The organism is Chryseobacterium salviniae, assembly GCF_035819015.1.
GTDB lineage: Bacteria > Bacteroidota > Bacteroidia > Flavobacteriales > Weeksellaceae > Chryseobacterium > Chryseobacterium salviniae.
Window position 1 is genome coordinate 114,219 of record NZ_JAYLAA010000001.1, and the last position, 20,336, is coordinate 134,554.

At 35.1% G+C, this 20,336-nt stretch carries 17 protein-coding genes and 1 pseudogene; all 18 read left to right on the top strand.

The window, feature by feature from the left end; all coding sequences use genetic code 11:
• Nucleotides 1-83 precede the first annotated feature (83 nt).
• On the top strand, nt 84-473 hold the full coding sequence (tssD, locus tag SOP96_RS00560; RefSeq protein ID WP_326319297.1) for a type VI secretion system tube protein TssD: 390 nt from the start codon (nt 84-86) through the stop codon (nt 471-473).
• 50 nt (nt 474-523) lie between these two features.
• The gene (locus tag SOP96_RS00565) at nt 524-2,428 is read left to right on the top strand and encodes a type VI secretion system Vgr family protein (protein ID WP_326319298.1); all 1,905 of its coding nucleotides are present in this window, start codon (nt 524-526) and stop codon (nt 2,426-2,428) included.
• Nucleotides 2,429-2,445: 17 nt separating this feature from the next.
• Entirely contained in the window at nt 2,446-4,551 is a 2,106-nt protein-coding gene (locus SOP96_RS00570) for a zinc metalloprotease (RefSeq protein WP_326319299.1), read from the top strand.
• A complete protein-coding gene (locus tag SOP96_RS00575; protein WP_326319300.1) occupies nt 4,548-5,213 on the top strand; it encodes a toxin-antitoxin system YwqK family antitoxin in 666 nt (221 codons plus the stop codon). Before SOP96_RS00570 ends, SOP96_RS00575 begins: the two co-directional genes overlap by 4 nt.
• 52 nt (nt 5,214-5,265) lie before the next feature.
• Entirely contained in the window at nt 5,266-5,892 is a 627-nt protein-coding gene (locus tag SOP96_RS00580; RefSeq protein ID WP_326319301.1) for a hypothetical protein, read from the top strand.
• A gap of 480 nt (nt 5,893-6,372) precedes the next feature.
• Nucleotides 6,373-7,047 (top strand): hypothetical protein, encoded by a 675-nt coding sequence (locus SOP96_RS00585; protein WP_326319302.1) that lies wholly within the window; start codon nt 6,373-6,375, stop codon nt 7,045-7,047.
• Between the two features lie 80 nt (nt 7,048-7,127).
• On the top strand, nt 7,128-7,412 hold the full coding sequence (locus tag SOP96_RS00590) for a hypothetical protein (protein ID WP_326319303.1): 285 nt from the start codon (nt 7,128-7,130) through the stop codon (nt 7,410-7,412).
• Nucleotides 7,413-7,456: 44 nt separating this feature from the next.
• Nucleotides 7,457-7,558 (top strand): annotated as a pseudogene (locus SOP96_RS19955) (phage baseplate assembly protein V); the annotation flags it as partial.
• Between the two features lie 212 nt (nt 7,559-7,770).
• Complete coding sequence (locus SOP96_RS00600) at nt 7,771-8,805, top strand: LysM peptidoglycan-binding domain-containing protein (RefSeq protein WP_326319304.1); 1,035 nt, start codon at nt 7,771-7,773, stop codon at nt 8,803-8,805.
• Nucleotides 8,806-8,842: 37 nt separating this feature from the next.
• Nucleotides 8,843-9,643, top strand: a complete 801-nt coding sequence (locus SOP96_RS00605; RefSeq protein WP_326319305.1) for a DUF4280 domain-containing protein — start codon at nt 8,843-8,845, stop codon at nt 9,641-9,643.
• Nucleotides 9,644-9,661: 18 nt separating this feature from the next.
• Nucleotides 9,662-11,938 (top strand): glycoside hydrolase family protein, encoded by a 2,277-nt coding sequence (locus tag SOP96_RS00610; protein ID WP_326319306.1) that lies wholly within the window; start codon nt 9,662-9,664, stop codon nt 11,936-11,938.
• The gene (locus tag SOP96_RS00615; RefSeq protein ID WP_326319307.1) at nt 11,913-12,893 is read left to right on the top strand and encodes a hypothetical protein; all 981 of its coding nucleotides are present in this window, start codon (nt 11,913-11,915) and stop codon (nt 12,891-12,893) included. The genes SOP96_RS00610 and SOP96_RS00615 overlap by 26 nt, the downstream gene beginning before the upstream one ends.
• Before the next feature lie 213 nt (nt 12,894-13,106).
• Nucleotides 13,107-13,271, top strand: coding sequence for a hypothetical protein (locus SOP96_RS00620; RefSeq protein WP_326319308.1), 165 nt, complete (start codon nt 13,107-13,109; stop codon nt 13,269-13,271).
• 107 nt (nt 13,272-13,378) lie between these two features.
• Nucleotides 13,379-13,876, top strand: coding sequence for an RNA polymerase sigma factor (locus SOP96_RS00625; RefSeq protein ID WP_326319309.1), 498 nt, complete (start codon nt 13,379-13,381; stop codon nt 13,874-13,876).
• A 13-nt stretch (nt 13,877-13,889) separates the two neighbouring features.
• Nucleotides 13,890-14,807 (top strand): FecR family protein, encoded by a 918-nt coding sequence (locus tag SOP96_RS00630; protein ID WP_326319310.1) that lies wholly within the window; start codon nt 13,890-13,892, stop codon nt 14,805-14,807.
• 167 nt (nt 14,808-14,974) lie between these two features.
• Entirely contained in the window at nt 14,975-18,193 is a 3,219-nt protein-coding gene (locus SOP96_RS00635; RefSeq protein ID WP_326319311.1) for a TonB-dependent receptor, read from the top strand.
• 9 nt (nt 18,194-18,202) lie between these two features.
• A complete protein-coding gene (locus SOP96_RS00640) occupies nt 18,203-19,486 on the top strand; it encodes a ComEC/Rec2 family competence protein (RefSeq protein WP_326319312.1) in 1,284 nt (427 codons plus the stop codon).
• Nucleotides 19,487-19,627: 141 nt separating this feature from the next.
• Nucleotides 19,628-20,335, top strand: coding sequence for a response regulator transcription factor (locus SOP96_RS00645; protein ID WP_326319313.1), 708 nt, complete (start codon nt 19,628-19,630; stop codon nt 20,333-20,335).
• The last annotated feature ends 1 nt before the right edge of the window (nt 20,336 follow it).

The window sequence follows — 20,336 nt, forward strand, 5'->3', positions numbered from 1 at the left end:
CAAAAATGGGTGATAACGATATTGCCCATTTTTTATTACACTATAAATTACAATTTTTTCCCCAATCGACAAACCCAAAAACTATGTCATTTTTATCAAAATTAGAGCTCGACGGCAATACATATACCATCCTCGAATGTAAATACAGGTTTACCCAGCCGGTGGATGGTACCGGAAAACCAAAAGGAATTCCTAAAGGCGGTGAAATCATGATCCGTATCGAAAGCACTGGCAATCCCGAACTATTAGGCTGGATGCTGGATCATAACCAGGTAAAGAACGGGAAAATCATTTTTTATCGAAGAGACGCCATGAGCAAACTCCAGGAACTCGTTTTTGAAAAAGCATACTGCATTGAATTTTCAGAACACTTCAATGCCGCCAATGAAGAACCCTTACAGATAGAAATGCACCTTATTGCAAAAAAATTTAATATAAACGGTGCCGTTCACGAGAAAATGTGGCGCGACTAAAACAATGAATCCTTGTGCATAAGCACACAGCATCAGCCAAAAATACAAATATGGAAAATACAGACTTTGATCATACCGTGATCTTCGGAACTTCACGTTCCTTTAAAGAATGGCTTCAGGACCCTTCCAACCCGATCGTTTACTGCCTTCTTACACTCGACGGAAAAGAATTTCTCGCCAAAAACAGCTATTCTGTAGAGCTGCACCAGAAAACATCCGATCACGATACTTTTACCATAACCGTTCCCGATGACGCGTTAGACAGCTTTGAGGGATATATTATGGAAAACTCTAAAAATCTCCTCGGTAAAAATCTGGGGATTGCCTACTGGCGTTTCGGGAAAATAAGACAATCTTTTTCAGGGATTATCGCCGGAATCAAAAATAAAAAAGACGAGGGAGGAGGATACGGAAACCTTACCATTACAGGCTGCTCGCCCGGTATTTTACTGGAAAGCGGAAAAGACTGCCAGAGCTTTGAAGATAAAACACTGGAGGAAATTATCACCCAGGTTACAAAAGATTATCCCCGGGAAGCCAAAGTAAAAGTTGCACTTCCCAATACCAAAACCACTTTACCGTACACCGTTCAATACGCAGAATCCGATTACGCTTTCATCCGGAGGCTTGCCAGAAGGCATGGTGAATTTTTCTATTATAATGGAGAACAATTAATTTTCGGGACAGCGACTCAGCCTCTAATTGACCTTGCCGAAAACGTTGATCTTATCCATATTGAGTTTGACCTGAAAATAAAGCCCCAGGACTTTAGTTACACCGCTTACGATACGCTTAGCGGGTCAAAAGTTGAAAAAAACAGCAGTGCACTAAAATCTGAATTTAAGGAAAATATTTTTCAGACGATCGCTGTGAATGCGTCCGGAAAGATATTTCAGAAAAAGCCGAAAATGTTCTTCAGTCAGGCAGGAATCAGCGAAAATTCAGACAAAGAACTGGAAGAGGCCGTTCGGTTGGAGAAAGAGCGTCGTGAAAACCTGATGCTGGTAAAAGGCCGAAGCAAAGATCCGGAGCTGAAAATTGGGGGAAGAGCGAAGCTGACTGATATCAACGGGAAAGCTATGGAAACGTACCGCATCATAGAAATCAGGCACGTTCATGAAGGCGGTGATGATTATTACAACGAATTTGTCGGGATTCCCGATTTGTTCAACGCTGCACCGTATATTGACACTGAAGCTGTACCGAGAGGCGAAGCGCAGCCCGCAAGAGTGGTAGAAAATGATGATCCTATGGGAATGGGACGTGTACGGGTACAATTTCCATGGCAGGAGGAAAAAGGAGAAAAGACGCCATGGATCAGGTTGGTACAGCCTCATTCAGGTGCCGGGAAGGGATTTTATTTTATCCCGGAAATCGGCGAGGAAGTGCTGGTAGGTTTTGAGGGTGGAAATGCGGAGAAGCCTTTCGTAATGGGAACGCATTATAATGGATCAGAAACAAGTTCTTACCACACTAGTGGAAATGATAAAAAGGTAATCCACACAAGGTCTGGAACTAAGATTATTCTAAATGACGCAGAAGGCTCTGTTTTCATAGAAGATCCGAGCGGGAATACGTATTTGATGGATGGGCAAGGGAATATTAATGTGAATGCGCCGAATGACATGAATTTTACTGTTGGTAAAAATCTCAATATCAGTGTAGGTCAGAATATGGCCACAACAGTCGGGATGAACAAATCCGACAGCATCGGGATGAACAACACCGAATCTATTGGCGCTATGAAAATGACTTCTGTGGTGGGCGATGCAAGCCTGTTTATCACAGGAAAGCTCACAGAAATGATTGAAGGTGATGTGCATAGCGAGACGAAGAAAGGGAAAACCGTAGTGAATAATGAAAAAGGAATAGAAACTTCAAGCAACAGCACCATTACAAAACACGCCAAAAATGATATTGAAAACAGAAGTGGCGAAAAAGGTAAAGCTCATTAAATAATGAATTTTTTATTATGAGTAGAACAAGATTTGTAAAAGGTAAAATTTTTGACATTGCAGAAAAATTTTCTTACCACTCAGAAAGTAGCATTATAGAAAGCAGCGCTGTTTTTTACCAAGAAAAAAGCGAAACTGTAATATTGCATGGTGGGAACCCGGAAAATCCTCCTTCTGCAGATTTGGTGGATTATTATTTGAAAATTAGAATAAAAGATCCAACAAACTATAAAGGAGAATTTGGCTTTGATTGGATAGATATCGACCCTGTTTCTGAGGAAATACAGAAAATACAAGACGTTGGCTTCTCTGATGTAGAATATTATTATAAAAAAGGCGCTACAGCTAATGATTTGGGCGATATTATTGCAAAAAGTACAGATGAGCCTGGAGCAAAAGCCGCTATAAAAGAAAATTATAAATTTCCGGATTCTCTGAAACCCTGTACCGATGGCAGAGTTGACCGCCCTTTTGTATTAATAAAACCTAATCAGGAAATTTCTCTATCCTTAGAAGTAAATATCCCTAAAGGAGGAACACTTACAGATGAGAAAATCTACCTTACAGATGACGAATTTTACAGCTTTGAAATGGTGGGCGGAACCAAAGATGCGGCAACCAAAAGGGCAGAGATTAAAATATCTTCAGATAAAGAAGTTGTAGAGCTTAAGATAAAATGCCTGAAGGAATCTCCAGAAAAAAAATATACGATACTTCAGGAAAACTCGGTTTCCGGGAAAAAGGGAATTCCTGTTGGGGGATTTTTTATGATGGAAAATAAAGTGCTGAAACTGAAGTTTAGGGTAATATCCTTGGTTTCCTCTGATGGTGCTCCTGCTGCAAAGGCTCAGGCATTGTTCCAGAAATTTAAGGATAATAAAATAAAAGAATATCTTAATGAAAATTCCCTGAACCAAGCAGGCTATGAAGTGGAAATAGAAAATCAAACGATGTTTGATACATTGGGAACAGGTGATCTGGATGATTATTTCTACGCGTTTGACAAAACTGACTGGACTAATAAAAAATACTTTGCTAATATTAATAAACAGAAACATGATATAGACCCAGCTACCGGATATTGCAGAGCAGCTAGCTGGGATCCTGTAAAAAAAGAATGTGCAAAAATACCTGTGCCCACAGATGTTATCGTGGATAACCAAAAAGACTTAGGGTTGCCGGATAAGCCAAATGAAATGGATGGAATTACCATTACCGAATACAAAAACAAGCTAAAAGCAAAAGGCAAAACCTATGAAGGAGGAGTCATCATTTTAAGTGATTTTGAATCTTCTGATGAAGCAACAGGAGCATATAGCCGTACTTCACCACTTAATCATTATGCATTAATGGTATATTCTAGTAATACAGAATCCAAAGATACTTACGCACACGAAATTGGACATATGCTGGGACTTCCGCATTTGTTCTTTGATACACGGGAAAAGGAGGCTTATAAAATTGCAAGAGAAAGTATTTTGGGAAATGGACAACCAGAAAAAAATCCAGATGGAACAAAAAATAATGGATATAGAGCTGGAATAAAAAAATATATTAGTAATGTAGCTAGTTCCACAGAAACGTATTATGGTTGGTATAATTTAACTGCAATAAGGGATAATATTATTTCTGCATTGGAAAAGTATAATCGAGCTAGACAATCTGAAGTAGAAAAAGAAAAGAGAGAAAGAGACGCTAAAAAAGCATATTATATCAACTTTAAAGATAGCGATTTGGTAGGGAAGACTCAAACTAAGAAAGAATATTTTTCTATTTGGAATGAGAATATTAAAAAAATAGAAAACTACATTGAGGATAATAGGAAGGCAATATCAGACTTAAGAACTAAAAAGGTAAATAATTATGTTGAATCCGAATTAATTAAATGGTTTTTTAAAACAGATCTTATAAGGCTACTTAATGAAAATCTAAATTATTATAACAAAGTTATAGAACAAGTTCATTCTAATTATTTAATGTTCGTACAAGGCAAAACAAAAAATATGATGGATTATCATAATACAAGAGTAGTATATTTAAGTAATCAAATAAGAATAATGAGGAGTGATATACAAAATTATATAGATATGGTAGCCGAAAAACCCAAATCTAAGAAAAAATGAAAAGAAAATTAATATTTATTATTTGTTTTTTAATAATGTTTATTTCTTGTAACTCTGTAAATAATCCAAACCACCCCAAATGGCTTTGTAATAAAAAAATTGCTTGCAAAAAGCATCCAATTTTAGAAAAACCTAAAAGAATAGAATTTACAAGACTTTATAATAACTCTGAAATAAATTTCAAATATATTGATTTTCCTAACGAAGATCAACGGTTGGCTTTTGTTTTATGTGAAGATGAATTTGAAGAAGGAGGACTAAGAAAAGGCCAAATTATAGATGGTTACAAAGAAGGCAAATGGTTAAGCGGAGATGCGGATTTTGATGATAATGGAACCGTTTATGCAAAAGGAGGAATATGGCGGGAGGAATATTTCAAAAACGGCTTAAGAGATAGTATTTACAGACGTTTTGATGCTGACGGAAAAATCATTTACGAAACTATTTTCAAAAAAGGCACAGGACTTTGGAAAGAATTACACAGCAATGGAGCTTTATATTTTGAAATGTACACCAAAGATGGATATTTTACAGATACGTTAAGGCTACATGATGACAAAGGAAAAATTATAGGAAAAAGATTGTATAAAAAAGACTCATTGGTGTACGAAGAAGGATTACCGTGTTTTCCGTACCGTCCGAGTAGTGTGCCAAGTGATTGATGGAGTTGCTATCAAATTAGAATAATGCGTAATGATATAAAAAATTATTAATATGAAAGTAATACATAAGTTTCTCATTGTTATATTTCTAATCTTTGGACAGGTATTGATTTATTCACAGGTACCAATTCCGTTATACAAAATGGTAATGAACAGTGACGCTGTCTTAATAGTAGAATCGAAAGATTATCAATACGTTAGCGATCAAAAAAGTGAATTTTATATTGAAAACAGTATAAAACTTGGGGGTGATTTAAATATTTTAAAAAACAGATATAATACAAATTTCAAGAATTTAAAAGTTAAAATAGAAACAAATAATAATGATTTCTATCAAAACATTAATGGTGAAGAGTGCTCAGGTATTAGTAATATTATAGAAAAAGAAAAAAAATACTATAATATTTTTTTTCTAAAGAGAAAAGAAAAGAAATATTTTGTGATTGCTCATCTGTGGAATAATATATTAGCAGATGACTTACCTTTTTTTGAAAAAAACATAGGTGAAATAAATTTAATTTCAAAAGAGAAAAATGCAATAAAAAAACACAAAAGTATAAAAGAGTGGTTTGAATCTTCAAATAAAACCCATCCTAACCAATATATTATTGAGACACCTTTCACCGAGGAATTAAAGAGTTTTTTTGAAAAAACTAAATTAAATTCTTCTAATTATTAATGTTCGTACAAGGCAAAACAAAAAATACGATGGATTATCATAATACTCGAGTAGTTTACTCACAAAATCAAATAAGAATAATGCGTAGTGATCTGCAAAATTATATAGATATGGTAGCCGAAAAACCCAAATCTAAGAAAAAATGAAAAGAAAATTTTATTATTTGTTTTTTAATAATGTTTATTTCTTGTAACTCTGTAATAATCCAAATCACCCCAAATGGCTTTGCAATAAAAAAATTACTTGCAAAAAGCATCCAATTTTAGAAAGCCCTAAAAGAATAGAATTTACAAGACTTTATAATAACTCTAAAATAAATTTTAAATATACTGATTTTCCTAACGAAGATCAACGGTCGGGTTTGTTTTATGTGAAGATGAGTTTGAAGCTTATGCCGGACAATTCAGCCATTTTACTGCTACAGATGGAACTGTTTTCGGAACGCCTGAAAAGTATGAAGAAAAACCCACCAAATATTTTTTGGAGGGATGGTGGAGTTATGATGCACAAGGAAGCAATAGGATTACGGAGGCAAAGATTGATGATACGGTTTATTTCAATATTATTACCCAAAAGATCCCAGATATTGATCCTGTTACAAAAATATCATCAGAAATCAGTATACAATTATATGATGATGATGGGGGTTGGGGAAATGATCCAGATCCAATAAGTGTTCGAGAGGTTATGAAAGATCCTATAACTGGAAAAGAAATTCAGGGAGACTTGGTAACCTCAAAAATTGTGTCCGGAAATAGAGTGAGCTATTCTCAAGGAATTAATCCAGAAGATGTAAAATTAAATGATGTATTAGCCTTTATATTACAGCATTGGTCAATATGCAATGTTTATGGTGAGGTTCATAAAATAGAATTTTATGTAAAAGGAAGCCAGAGTAATAAAATGGTTAAGTGGTGGGAAGAGAGATATCAGCATCTTAAAATATATAGTGTTTGGTCTTGGAAAGGTGAGCAATGTACAACGGCTGTAAAAACAGCATTACAAGAGGGGGGAATTTATATGCCAGATGAAACACAAAAACCAAGTGGAATTTTATTTGATTTAAAAAATGTTTTTAGCACATCAAAAGATCATTTTTTAGAGCCTTCTAAAGAAGTTATTATTAAACATGAGAGTGTAGATTGGCAACTATAATTAACATAAATTTTATGAAGGTAAGAGTCCTTTTTTTAATATTGTATTCAATATTATTAACTGATTGTAAAAAAAAAACAATGAATAATTCAGATAGAATTTATTATAATACAGAAGAGTTTTCTGTTTTTGAGAAAAATGCTAAAGTAAGTTATGAACAAGCTTATGACATTTATTTAGACTATGTAAAAAATGAAGACATTTATTTAGAACCGGTATTTCTTTTTTGTAGTGGTAAAGACTATGTATTTGGAGTTTCAACAAATCCACAAAATGATAAAATGAATCGTTCTTGGAAACTTTATAAATTAAAAATAAACTCTCAAACAGGAGAAATAGAGAGGATAGAGGGACAAGTAAAATAACAGCAATATGATAATTTTTCAAACATGTTGGTGAAAAATTAATTGGAAAAGGATTTCATTTCATTCCCGAAATCGGCGAGGAAGTGCTGGTCGGTTTTGAGGGTGGAAATGCGGAGAAGCCTTTCATAATGGGAACGCATTATAATGAAATCCAAAGACGACATGATCTGTTTGATAAAGGCTCATTCTGCCGCAGGGAAAGGATTTCAATTTACTCAGGAAATGATAAATTCATAACCGGAGCTGAACCCGGAATAATCTTAAATTATACGATAAGATGCCAAATGAAAATAAGCGGGGAAAACCGAAGATAAGCTGGCAAAGATTAATAAAAAACCAAATTTATTTAAAAACATAAATGATGAACATCAGCATCATCACCTATCAGGTCAGAAAAGGAGACACCTTAGAATCTGTCGCCTTGCAAACAGGAATATCTGCCGAAGCACTGAAACAGTACCATAATACCTACTGCGGTCTGGATGAGCTTATCGGGCATAACCTTGATAATGTTCATACAATACTCATCCCGCCTCCGGAAAAAATCCGGGAACTGAGAGAAAATAGCAATAATATCTTAAAACAAGAAATGCGTCCGTCGCGTTATCTGTTTAAAAATTTCTATGCAAACAATTACGAAGTTAGTGAGCATTTTCAAAAATCAGAAACAGAAAATGTAATAATAACTTACAACGTTTCATTGAATGTTCATGAAACAAAAGATCAAGGATTTATCATCGAAACAGAAAGCTCTGGATTTAAAAAAAATAATGAAATTCCCGATGATAAAATAAGTATGCTTTCACTATCCTGTATGGAAGCGCTTTATCCCATAGCTTTTATCGTTGCCGCACAGGGAAGTATTTCCGGCTTTTATCACTATAAAGAAATCGTACGAAAATGCAGAAAGAAATTAGAAGACCCGGACAACTTTTTTGTTGGTGAAATTTCTCAGAACTATATCAATAAGTTCAGGGATTGTTTTAACAATGAAAAGCTCCTGCTTGAAAAGTTCCGCTCGGCATTGATTTATCAGTTCCTGTTTCCTAAAATGGAATGGTTTCATAAAAATAAGCCGTGGGAAGAAACCTTATATATCGTTCAGAATTCCTTTCCTGTTACCTGTTTGATGGAAGCTGAATATCACGAATCTCGCGATTGCATTCAGACAATACTCCGCGGAAACACAAAAGACGAATATTCCTTACAGGAATTGCTTGCAGGACGAAGATTTCCGGAGCGTTCTGAAGATTGGGGTTCCGGGGAGATAATCTTGAAATACGAAACAGATAAGCAGACACGGCAGCTTTTAAAAGCAGCAGCCCAAATTATTTTAAAAAATAAAGATAAAACATTCAGCAGCTACCAATTAATTCTACACCGAAAGAATTAATTTATTAAATTTAACCACATAAAAAACACCACATCCGATGAAAAAATACCTTATCCAGAAGGACGATTCCCTTTCATCCGTAGCAGAGCGGTTTTCTGTAAAAGATGCACAGACGCTCCGGAATTTTCATAATACGCACTGTCCCCTGGAAGACCTGCTGGGCTACGACCTGGTTCCCGGAAAAGAACTGCTGATTCCTCAGGAAGCACGATACCTTAAAGAAAACGAAGAAGTTTCCCATCCTTTTAACGGATATGATGATGAAACCCCATCCGTGGAAAGAAGCCATGAATCCGAACAAGAAGAGACAGATACAAAGAAAGAAAACGAAAATACCACAGGCAGTTCCGGACTGCATGAAGGAAAATACTTTGTCGTACAGAAAGGGACATGCCAATGCAATCAGGGTTTTAAATTTCCGAAATTCAGGGTAACCAGCCATCAAAAGCACTATTGGAACGATGCAGGCGGGGAGGCAGACTATCTTGCCGTAACCGAAGATGACACCCAATTCGATCCTCCTGCGCAGCCTTTCGGGCAATGCAGGCTCAAACCTTCATCCGGAGGATATCTTCCGTGCACGTATGCACCGGCAGGGAAATGGACGAAGGCCTACGAAAAAGTAAAAGTGATGAATAAAAGCTGCATCACAGAAATCTCCGAACTGTTGTGTACTTCCGGAGGGAAAATCACCATCCTGAAGCACGGACAGCAAAGCGAACCCGGAAAGAGCCATGTTACAAAAGCAAGCACTCAGGAACAGCATGTTTACAATCCTATTATAGACTTTGATGAGTTTCAGGAAGAATCCGGAACTAATTATGGAATGGCGTGGTAATTTAAAAACACAAAAAATATGAGTAAAAAAGGCGTTTCAGCGGTTTCAGGAAACACATCTCCCCTGGTTGGAGAAAAATACAGCTACCATATTGCAGGGTGGTATCCCGATACTCCGGATGCAGAAAAAGACCCTTCCCGTGTAACCTGGGAACTCTTCATAAAAAGAAGCAACGGGAAATTTACCACCACCAACATTAAGAAAAAAGGAACCGGTGATTTCACATTTGGTGAAAAAGCATTAGGGCATACCTTCCGCTTGGAAGCTTATCTTTATAAGCCTGAAGGAGGCGGATTAATGATTACCCCAAAACGCGACAAAATACCGAGAATAAGTAAGGTTGAGCTGTTTTATGTGGATGATTCCAGAGGAACTACCTTCAGCTTCATGGAAAAGCTCCGTGCAAGAGCTTATGCGGTGAACCTGTTTAATAAAGAACTTGTTTTTACCCTTTGGGAAGATGATGCTAAAGGTGGCGGACATAGCAAAAGCAATACGCCCATTGCCACACAAAAAACGAAAGTAGACCACAACGGCATCGCCGTTACCGAATTTCTCCTGTCGAAAGCCTTAATGCAGAAAGCCATGCAGGGCGAAGCAGATCCTAAACAATTAGAGTTTTATGTAACGGTAGAATACTATTTCCATAAAAAACATGCAACGGATAATGTCGAGGTGAATAATCCTTTTCCTCAAACTCCGAAATCAAAAACCTCATCAATACCTGCCAAAGCCAAAGGCTCACCCGCAGAACAGAAGCCTAAATCTAAAAAAGAAGAAAAAGGAATTTTAGAAAGCATTGCAGATCAATTTCTGGAACTTTGGGATTGGAGCGAAAGCAAAGGAACCATCAAAAAAAACCAGCCGCCAACCCTGCCGAAACCGGAAGGCAGAAGCCCGGCGGTGGTGAGTGAGCCTAAGCAGCAACCTGTTAGAAATTGCGGAGAAAAATATTGTATAAAGAAAGGAGATAAGAGCGAACTTATCAGGGAAATTAATATACGTCTTGCCGGGTTCGGAGGTAATGTTCCTACGGATGAGTTTACTGACAGGACTGAAAAAATGATAAAACAGTTCCAACGAGATTATATGAAAGTACCTGAAACAGGTAAAGTTTGTGGAAATGTTTTGAGGGCTATTGATGAGTTTGGAAGTAGGTATCCTGTTGATATTAATGAGAGAAAATGCCCGTGTAAAGAATGTAAGGGTTTTGGAAATGGTTTGAATTCTAATGAAAGAGGAAATTCCAAAATATTAGAGATGTACAGAAAATATGAATACCCTGGGATTCACAGAACTCTCATTTGGGTAGAAAAAGCAATAAAATTCTATCTGGCAAACCAAGAAAAATCAAAAAAACTTAGAGTAGGTTTAATATTTTCAGGATATAGATGCAATGCAAATAATAGGCAGAAAGGAAGAAAAAGTACTAATCATATGGGAAAAGCTTTAGATTTACATATTTATGGTATATCAAATACTTCTAACACAGAATCTACGGCAGACACTGTTAGAGATTTATTGGTAAAATATACTAAAGCTGAATATAGATGGAAGGGAAAAAATGTTATCGCATTAGAACCAAGTACAAGAAATAGAATTGGTAAGGAATTTATAGCAACAACTTGGGTGCATTATGATGTAAGAACATTTGATTTAGAGTATCTTAAAGATGAATATTTTGTTAAATACAATAACGGTGTGAATGGAGATTCAATTTTCCAATTAGCATTAAAACTTGGTTTTTCACAAACTTGTAGTTGTTTAGGCGGTGGACAATCGGCAGTTAATAAAATAGAGCAAAAAGGGAAAGACGAAAGAGTTGATCCTAAAACATTAAAAGCGAGCGATGAAATTACTGAGTTCATAAAAGATTGGGAAAAATACCGAAAAATGCCATATAATGATTCAAAAGGTTACTGCACGGTTGGATATGGACATTTAATTAAAAAGAAGAAATGTGAAGACATTATTATTCCAGCCGAATTTAAAGATGGTGTTTCAGAAGCAAAAGCAACACAATTATTTAGAGAGGATTTAAAAGAGTTTGAAATGGCAGTACAAAGAGATGTTACCGTAAAACTATATCAAAGAGAATTTGATGCATTAATAGATTTATTATTTAATTGTGGACAATACTTTCTAAGTAGCGGAAAAGCTCCAAAGCTTTATAAAAATTTATTAGATGAAAAATATGAAGATGCAGCAAAAGAATTTTTGGATATAGAAAATAGAACAAGGAGAAAACAAAATTATGAAATTTTTATAAATGGAAACTATGATTCAACACATTAAAATTTGTCTATGTCTTTTGTTTTTTACTTTTGTAAGTTGTCAGCAAACAAAGAATAATCAAAGTATTACTCCTAATAATAAAGAAAAACAGATAGAAATAAATTCACCTGTAGAAAAAAATCATGAAAAGGATTATGAAGTGTGGTATTTTTCTACTAAAAACACTTCTGATAAATATTCTGATTTTCAAATTTTATTGGGTAAAGATTCGATAAAAGTTATCAATAGTAAAACTACAACAACTATTTGTAATGGGGAAATCATTAAAGAAAATGAAAGTTTTTCATCCTATATAGGAAGTACTAAAAATGCAAATTTCATAAAAACGCAATTAAAATCTTTATTTAATATAAATATAGATGAAAATGTACAGATAATACAAAATTCAGAATCTGACATTTCAAAAAAAGGATGCCAATTTCCCTTTTACGAAATGTTTATTACAAAGGATTTATTGGTTTTTTACGATGAACAATATTATTTTTTCACTAAAACTAAAGAAAGTAACTTAGCAATTCAAAATGATTCTACAAAAGAATATAAGTACGTTAAACTACCATTTGATTTTTCAGATTATTATAATTTATGTTATGATGATGATGAAAAATGTAAGCAGAATTATCACTTTTATTCTCCTCAAGAATCAAACAATATATTGTCTTATTTTGCAATAGAAGAAAATCCCTCGAGGGTTTTTATGCTTCCACCTTACAACGGATATCAACCAATTATTATAGCATATACGGATTCTGATATCGAAGGATACTATTTATTTATTGCAAAGAAACAGCAAGTTATTTCTTCAATACAAATTGCAAAAATGGATGGTGAATCTATTGAAGATTTTAGCATTTCAAAAGATTATAACATTACTTTATATAAAAGAAAAAACTCAAAAGATAGTAGAAAAAAAATAAGGAATTATACTATTTCAAAGGAAGGATATATCAAATAAAGAATATAAATAAATCTAAAAAAATAATAGAAAATAGTCTTTCTATGATAACATTATTACCATAAAAAATGCTACAGAAAATATAGCCATCAACAACCCTTTTCCAAAGGCTTCAAACCACAGCCAGGACAGAAGTCTCCATATTCCGTTCCCAAAGCCAAAGGTTCTCCCGCAAAACAAAAACCAAAATCTAAAAAAGAAGAAAAAGGAATTTTGGAAAGCATTGCAGATCAATTTCTGGAACTTTGGGATTGGAGCGAAAGTAAAGGAACCATCAAAAAAGACCAGCTGCCAACCCGGCAGAAGCCAGAAGGCAGAAGCCCGGCGGTGGTGAGTGAGCCTAAGCAGGAAAAGAAAAAAAGAAGTCCTATATATTAGCTGATCATCAACTTAACCTTTTTTGCATATAAATTTAATTAAACTTGTATTTACATTGATTTTTTAACTTTGCACTATCTTTTCAAATTAATTTTGGGAATTTTTGAATGAAAGATTTTAAAAAAATTTATACTGAGAATAAAAAGAAGGTTTACTTCTTCGTTAAAAAGTTTATTCCAAATAATGACCATATTGAAGATGTGGTACAGGAAATTTTTATCCATCTTTGGAAATACAGAGATCAGCTTACAACCATAGACATTATCGACGCCATTATTTATAAAACTGCGAAGCAGGAAATCTCAAACTTTTACAGAAAAAGTAAACATCCGTTCTTTAACGAGATTGATGAAAATAAACTAAACGATACCGAAAGCTCAGCTGATATTGATGATGATTATTATACCCGTCACTTAGAGAGAATAAAAGAACTTTTGGATGAAATTCCTGAAAGAAGTAGAGAAATATTTTTGAGAAATAAGCTTGATAACTGCAGTTATTCGAGAATCGCTGAAGAAGAGCAGATATCTAAAACGGCAGTTAAAAAACACGTTCAAAAGGTAATTAGCTACATTGAGAAAAATCTAAGAAAAACTGTATTTTAATTTAAATTGTAATATGAATCAAGATAAAATAAAAGTACTTTGGGATAATGTGCTCACAGAAAATAAAAAGGAGGAAATTAATGCTGTGGCCGATAAAAAAATGTGGAAGGAGATCAAAAAGTCAGTTACCGCTGAACAAAAGCATCATTTGAAGCCATATTACTGGGCAGCCGCAATTTTGCTTCTATTCTTATGTATACCCTTCTTTTTTACTCATAAGAAGAACCAAGATCTTATTGCTAAAAATTTTGTTATTAAAACGAATGAAGTAACTAAAATATATAAACTTTCAGACAATACAAAAATCACTCTAAAACCACACTCTGTTCTCACTGTTAATCCTGGATACGGAATTAAAAACCGTGAAGTAGCCCTTAAAGGGAACGCCTATTTTGATGTAGTATCAAATCCTGCACTACCCTTTATCGTAAAAACTGAAAACTTCAGTACAAAAGTATTAGGTACGCAGTTTATTGTTGATACTCAGACCAGAAATAAATTTTTTGTTCAGTTGATTAAAGGTAAAGTATTGGTGAAATCGCTAAAAAAAGAGGTGTTACCAATGAATGATACCTATTTGATTACCAGCCAAAAGCTTGAATATGATTTTATCAAAAAGCAATCACAAATTATAAATCAAGACCCTGATACCTCAAACAAAAAAATTGAAGTAAAGCCAAAGCCGGCAATTCTTGTAAACCCTCAACAGCCGGATTATGTTTTTAGTAATATGCCCTTAACCACTGTCTTTACTGAGCTTGAAGATAAATACCATATTATCATCAGTTTTGACGATGAGAAATTTGAATCTTTAATGTACTCAGGGAAATTTAAAGCAACGGACTCTGTTGAAGTTATTATGAAAAAGATTGGTAAGGATTTGGGCATTGAAGTAACTAAAAAAGATAGGCAATCCTATGAAATTAAGTAGAGCTTTCCATCTGCTCAATAATTTACGCTCTTATACTTTTATCTGAATTACATTAATGAATTATTAATAAAACAGAAGCTATATTAAGTAATTATTAAAAGATAATTTTTAGGGTTCACGATTCTAAAATAGCACGTAATAAATGATGTAAATAAACCTAATTTATTATGAAAAGAAATTTATTTAGTATTGCGGTCTTCTGTTTGATAAATTCAGCCTATGGGCAAAATGTAACTACCGGAAGCATCTCAGGAACTGTATCCAATGAAAAAAACGAAAATCTTTCAGGAGCAATAATCTCTGCAATTCATCAGGCATCGGGAAGTAAATATCTTACCACTTCAGGTGAAAGTGGAAACTTTACACTTCAAAACTTACGTGTTGGAGGGCCCTATATTATAACAATAAAAAAAGACAATTACAAAACGGATGAGATTACTAACGTAAAAGTTATTCTCGGAGAAGATTTGCTAATCAATTCTATTTTATTTTCAAAGACGGCTTCAATTGAAGAAGTAACTGTAAAAGGAAAAAGAAGCAAAATTTTAACCTCTTCAAAAAATGGATCGGGAATAGCATTAGGGCTAAATGAGATAAGCAGTATGCCCACCATATCGCGTAGTATAAATGATTTCACGAGACTCACTCCACAGGCAGGCTCCGTAGGCATGCTTGGTAAGGGAGGAAAAACCAACAGCATCACTGTTGATGGTGCTGCTTTTAACAATACATTCGGGCTAGGTATGGAATCTGCCAATATGCCTGGAGGTAATACAAATTCACAGCCCATCAGTTTAGATGCCATAGAGCAAATCTCGGTAGACTTGTCTCCTTATAACGTTAAACAGGGTGGTTTTACAGGAGGCGGTATCAATGTGGTAACAAGAAGTGGAGATAATAAATTCAGAGGATCTGTTTTCACGTTTTTTAGAAATGAAAATTTAATCGGAAATAAGGTAAGAAACCTTACGGTTGGCAGAACCGATTTTACCGAAACTACTTATGGTTTCAGATTCGGGGGGCCTATTGTAAAAAATAAACTTTTCTTTTTTACAAATTTCGAATCCGTAGAAAGCACGATGCCGGGAGCATCCTATGTAGCACGCAGAAATGATGCCTCAGGAGACAATATTTCCAATCTTTTGGCATCGGATTTAGACGCCCTAAGTAATTTCTTAATAAATACCTACAATTACAATCCCGGGCAATATGAAAACTATGGCATATCCAATAAGAGTAAGAAACTCCTTGCAAAATTAGACTGGAATATTAATGACAAAAATAAGTTCAGTTTACGTTATAATCAGCTTAATAGCAGCAGTGATTTCGGATCAACAAGCACTTTAAACGCAGTTGGGTTTAGCAATAATGGATATCAACGATTTAATGAAATCTATTCAATTACAGGAGAATTAAATTCCAACATATCCGATAAAATAACGAACAGAGCATTTATATCATATACTTCAATGCCTGATTATAGAAAATATCTTGGGGATATTTTTCCTCTCGTTACTATTAACGATAAAGGCAAAACCTACACTTTTGGAACAAATAATGCGGCTAGAGGAAACACTATTGAACAAAAGATTCTTCAGATTCAAAATGATTTTTCTTATAAGCTTAATAAACATCTGATCTCAGCAGGATTAGGGATTCAGAATTTTGATTTTTCAAATACTTTTACTTTGAATCCTCAGGGTACATATATATTTAATTCTCTTGCCGATTTTTATAATGCAGCTCCACAAGGGTCACCAACTCCTGTTGGGATAAGTTCAGGATTAGGAAAACCCTCTGCATATTCTATTAACTATACTTTGCAGCCGGGAAATGAAACAACTTACATTGGTTCAGGGATGAATCAGTTTTCATTTTATGCACAGGATGAATATGCTCTTTCCAAAAAATTCAAACTGACTTTCGGGCAAAGGATTGAGATGGTGTCATTTAAAGGAAATGTAGCAATTAACCAGAATGTTGAGCATATGAAATTTCAGGATGCCAACGGTGCGGAGATGAACTACAGTACAGGTAATATTCCCGGTGCCAGAGTTCTGTTTTCTCCAAGATTGGGGTTTAATTTGGATTTATCCAACAACCGTTCTTTACAGTTAAGAGGAGGAACCGGAATATTTACGGGTAATTCTCCCTTTACCTACATTTCGGCAGCATTTGGAACAAATGGTTTAAACGAGGGGTCAATTTTCGCAACAGGCCCTGCAGCAGCTAACTATCCATTCAGCACAAACCCGAGTGCATATATTCCCAGCAATCCTATGGTAAACACAACATACCAGTTGGCTTTTGTTTCCAAAAAATTTAAAATGCCACAGGTGTGGAGAAGTACCTTAGGAATAGACTGGAAATTACCTAAAAATTTTGTTGTCAGCTTAGAAGGAATCTATAGTAAAGATATGAACGCTCCTTTCTATCAAAATATTAACCTCAATTCTGCAACAACTACCATTTTAAATGGAAGGGAACGTTTCACAAGTAACAGAATAAATCAAAACGTTACCGGGGCCTATCTGTTGACAAATATTGATATGGGTTATCAGTATTTTATTACTGCAACATTAAACAAACAGTTTAGCTCCGATTTCTTTATTAATTTATCATATACTTACGGGGAAGCAAAGGACGGATTTAGCTTCAGAAGCACATCTCCGGCTGGAGCGTATAATGCCCTACCTGTAGTAGGAAATGGTAATAAGCCTGTATTGTCGCATAGTGAATACGAATTAAAAAACCGGCTTGTATTAGGAGGAAGCTATAAATTAAAATACCTGGGCGGAAAATTAGGCACAACTATCGGGCTTTTCTTTGAAGCCGCTCAGCAGGGAAGAAGCTCATATGTTTATGGTGGTACTGGTGATGTAAATGGCGATGCTGTAATAGGTAATGATCTAATCTTCGTTCCCGGAGATTTATCACAGATAAATTTGGTCGCCTCTCCAAATGCAACTGTTCAGCAACAATGGGAAGCTCTTGATAAATTTATATCAAATTCAGGCTACCTTAAAAGCAGAAGAGGGCAGTTTGCAGAAAGAAATGGAGTGCTTAATCCCTGGTATTCCCAGATAGATCTGCGTTTGTCACAAGATTTTACAGGGTTTTTCTTCAAAAATAAAGCTGAAAATACATTACAGTTTACGGTAGACATCCTCAATTTCACAAATCTGCTGAACAAAAATTGGGGAACCTACAAGGTATTGTCAAACCCGATGCCTATTACAGCCGTTTCACCAACAACATTTCAGGTAAATCCCTCTTTATTAAGTAATAGTGAGTTTGTTCCCGATACAAGTCTAAATTCTGCAATAAATCCGGCAGCAAGTTCTAGATATAGAATTATGTTGGGACTGAGGTATACATTTAATTAATTGACGACTATGAAATTTATCAGAGAATATATAATGCTGATAGGCATTTTTCTTACATCAGTATGCATGACTGCACAAGAACAGGATTTTTTACAAACTCCTGTATGGCAGGAAGGGTATTTAGACATTCATCATATTCTATATGGGAATGGAAATTCCACTTTTGTTATTATGCCCGATGGAACTAATATGCTCATTGATGCCGGAGATATAGGCGATAAAAGCAAGAGAATATGGGGAAACCCACTGACTGCGACAGATCCCTACCCCAATGCGCAGAAATCTGCCGCAGAAAGAATTGTAGAATATATCAAAAGAACATTACCAAAAGAAAATGTTGAAATTGATTATGCTGTCATCACACATTTTCATGATGATCATATGGGAATAGTAAATAATGAAACACCCTTTTCAAAATATGGAAAATATAGAATTTCAGGGATAACAGAAATTGGAGACCTTACTCGGATAAAAACTCTGATTGATCGTAATTACCCCCATTATGATTTCCCTACGGATTTAAAAAATTATTATAACAAGGAACCGGGTTTATTTCTTAATTATTTAAATTTTCTTGAATATAAAAAACAAAAAGGATTAAAAATTGAAAGTCTGGAAGTAGGCAGCAAAGAACAGATTATATTAAAACATAATAAACCAAATTACCCTTTATTTAAAATAACGGGGCTGAAAAAAAACGGTGAAATATGGAAGGGTAAGTCCAATAGAACAATTAACTATTTTACGCCAAAAGACGCATTGGATAAAAACAATAAATTTGATGAAAACCCTATGAGCCTGGCTTTAAAAATATCTTATGGGAAATTTGATTATTATACAGGTGGAGATAATACGGGAATTCAGGAATCCGGAAAGCCAAAATGGGTTGATGTAGAAACCCCAATCAGTAAAGCTGTAGGGAAAGTTGAGGTTGCTGTGTTAAACCACCATGGCGTTCGTGATGCTGTTAATGAGAACTGGCTTAGAAATTCTCAGCCGCAAGCTGTAATCCAGCAGTCATGGAGCAGTAATCATCCTGGCGAAGAGGTTGTCCATAGGCTCATCAACAGAAACATTGTAAAAAAAGAAATCGATATTTTTGCTTTAGAAATTCTGGAGGCAACAAAGCAGACAATAGGATTTTGGCTTACCAATAATTACAAAAGTACCTTTGGGCATATTATTGTTCGGGTACTTCCGGGAGGAAATTCATATTACATTATGATTGCTGAAAGTGATCAGAATTATGATGTTAAGATACGTAAAGTCTTTGGCCCATATATCTGTTTTTAATCATACGATCATAGCAACCCTATTTAGAAGGATTTATGGTCTCATATTCAGGAAGATTTAAAAATGCTCGTGCTGCAGGTGAGAATATTATAACCCGCACTTCCCGATCTTTTTTCTATTTTTGTATAATTCCTTATCCTCATGAAAAAGATTATTCTCATCGAAGACGAAACAAGCGTAGTGTCCTTTATCAAAAAAGGGCTTCAGGAAAACGGATATGAAGTTTCTGTGGCGTTCGATGGAAGAACGGGTGTCCAGCTTGTTCACTCCAATGATTTTGATCTCGTTATTCTCGATATCATGCTTCCGGAAATGAACGGGCTCGATGTGTGCAAAGAAATCCGGAAAACCAATCAGCATGTACCTATTCTGTTTTTAACTGCGCTCGGAACATCCGAAAATATTGTCCTCGGATTAGAAAGCGGCGGAGACGATTACCTCGTAAAACCCTTTAAATTCATTGAATTGGTAGCCCGTGTAAAATCTCTCCTCAGGAGAAGTACCAACGGAAGTGCACCTGAAACTGAGGAGCAGGACGCATGTCAAGAACACATCTACCAGTTTTCAGACCTTATTCTTAATGATTATACCAAAAAAGTTACCCGAAACGGTGAGGAAATTTCACTCACCTCAACAGAATACAAACTCCTTCTTTACTTTCTGAATAATCCTGAAAAAGTAATTTCCAGGGCGGAAATTCTGGATGCTGTTTGGGGTGTTAACTACGAGCTCGGAACAAATGTTGTCGATGTATACGTCAATTACCTAAGGAAAAAGCTGGATCACCAGGAAGATAATAAACTCATCCATACCGTTATCGGGATGGGATATGTTCTGAAAAAACCATAGA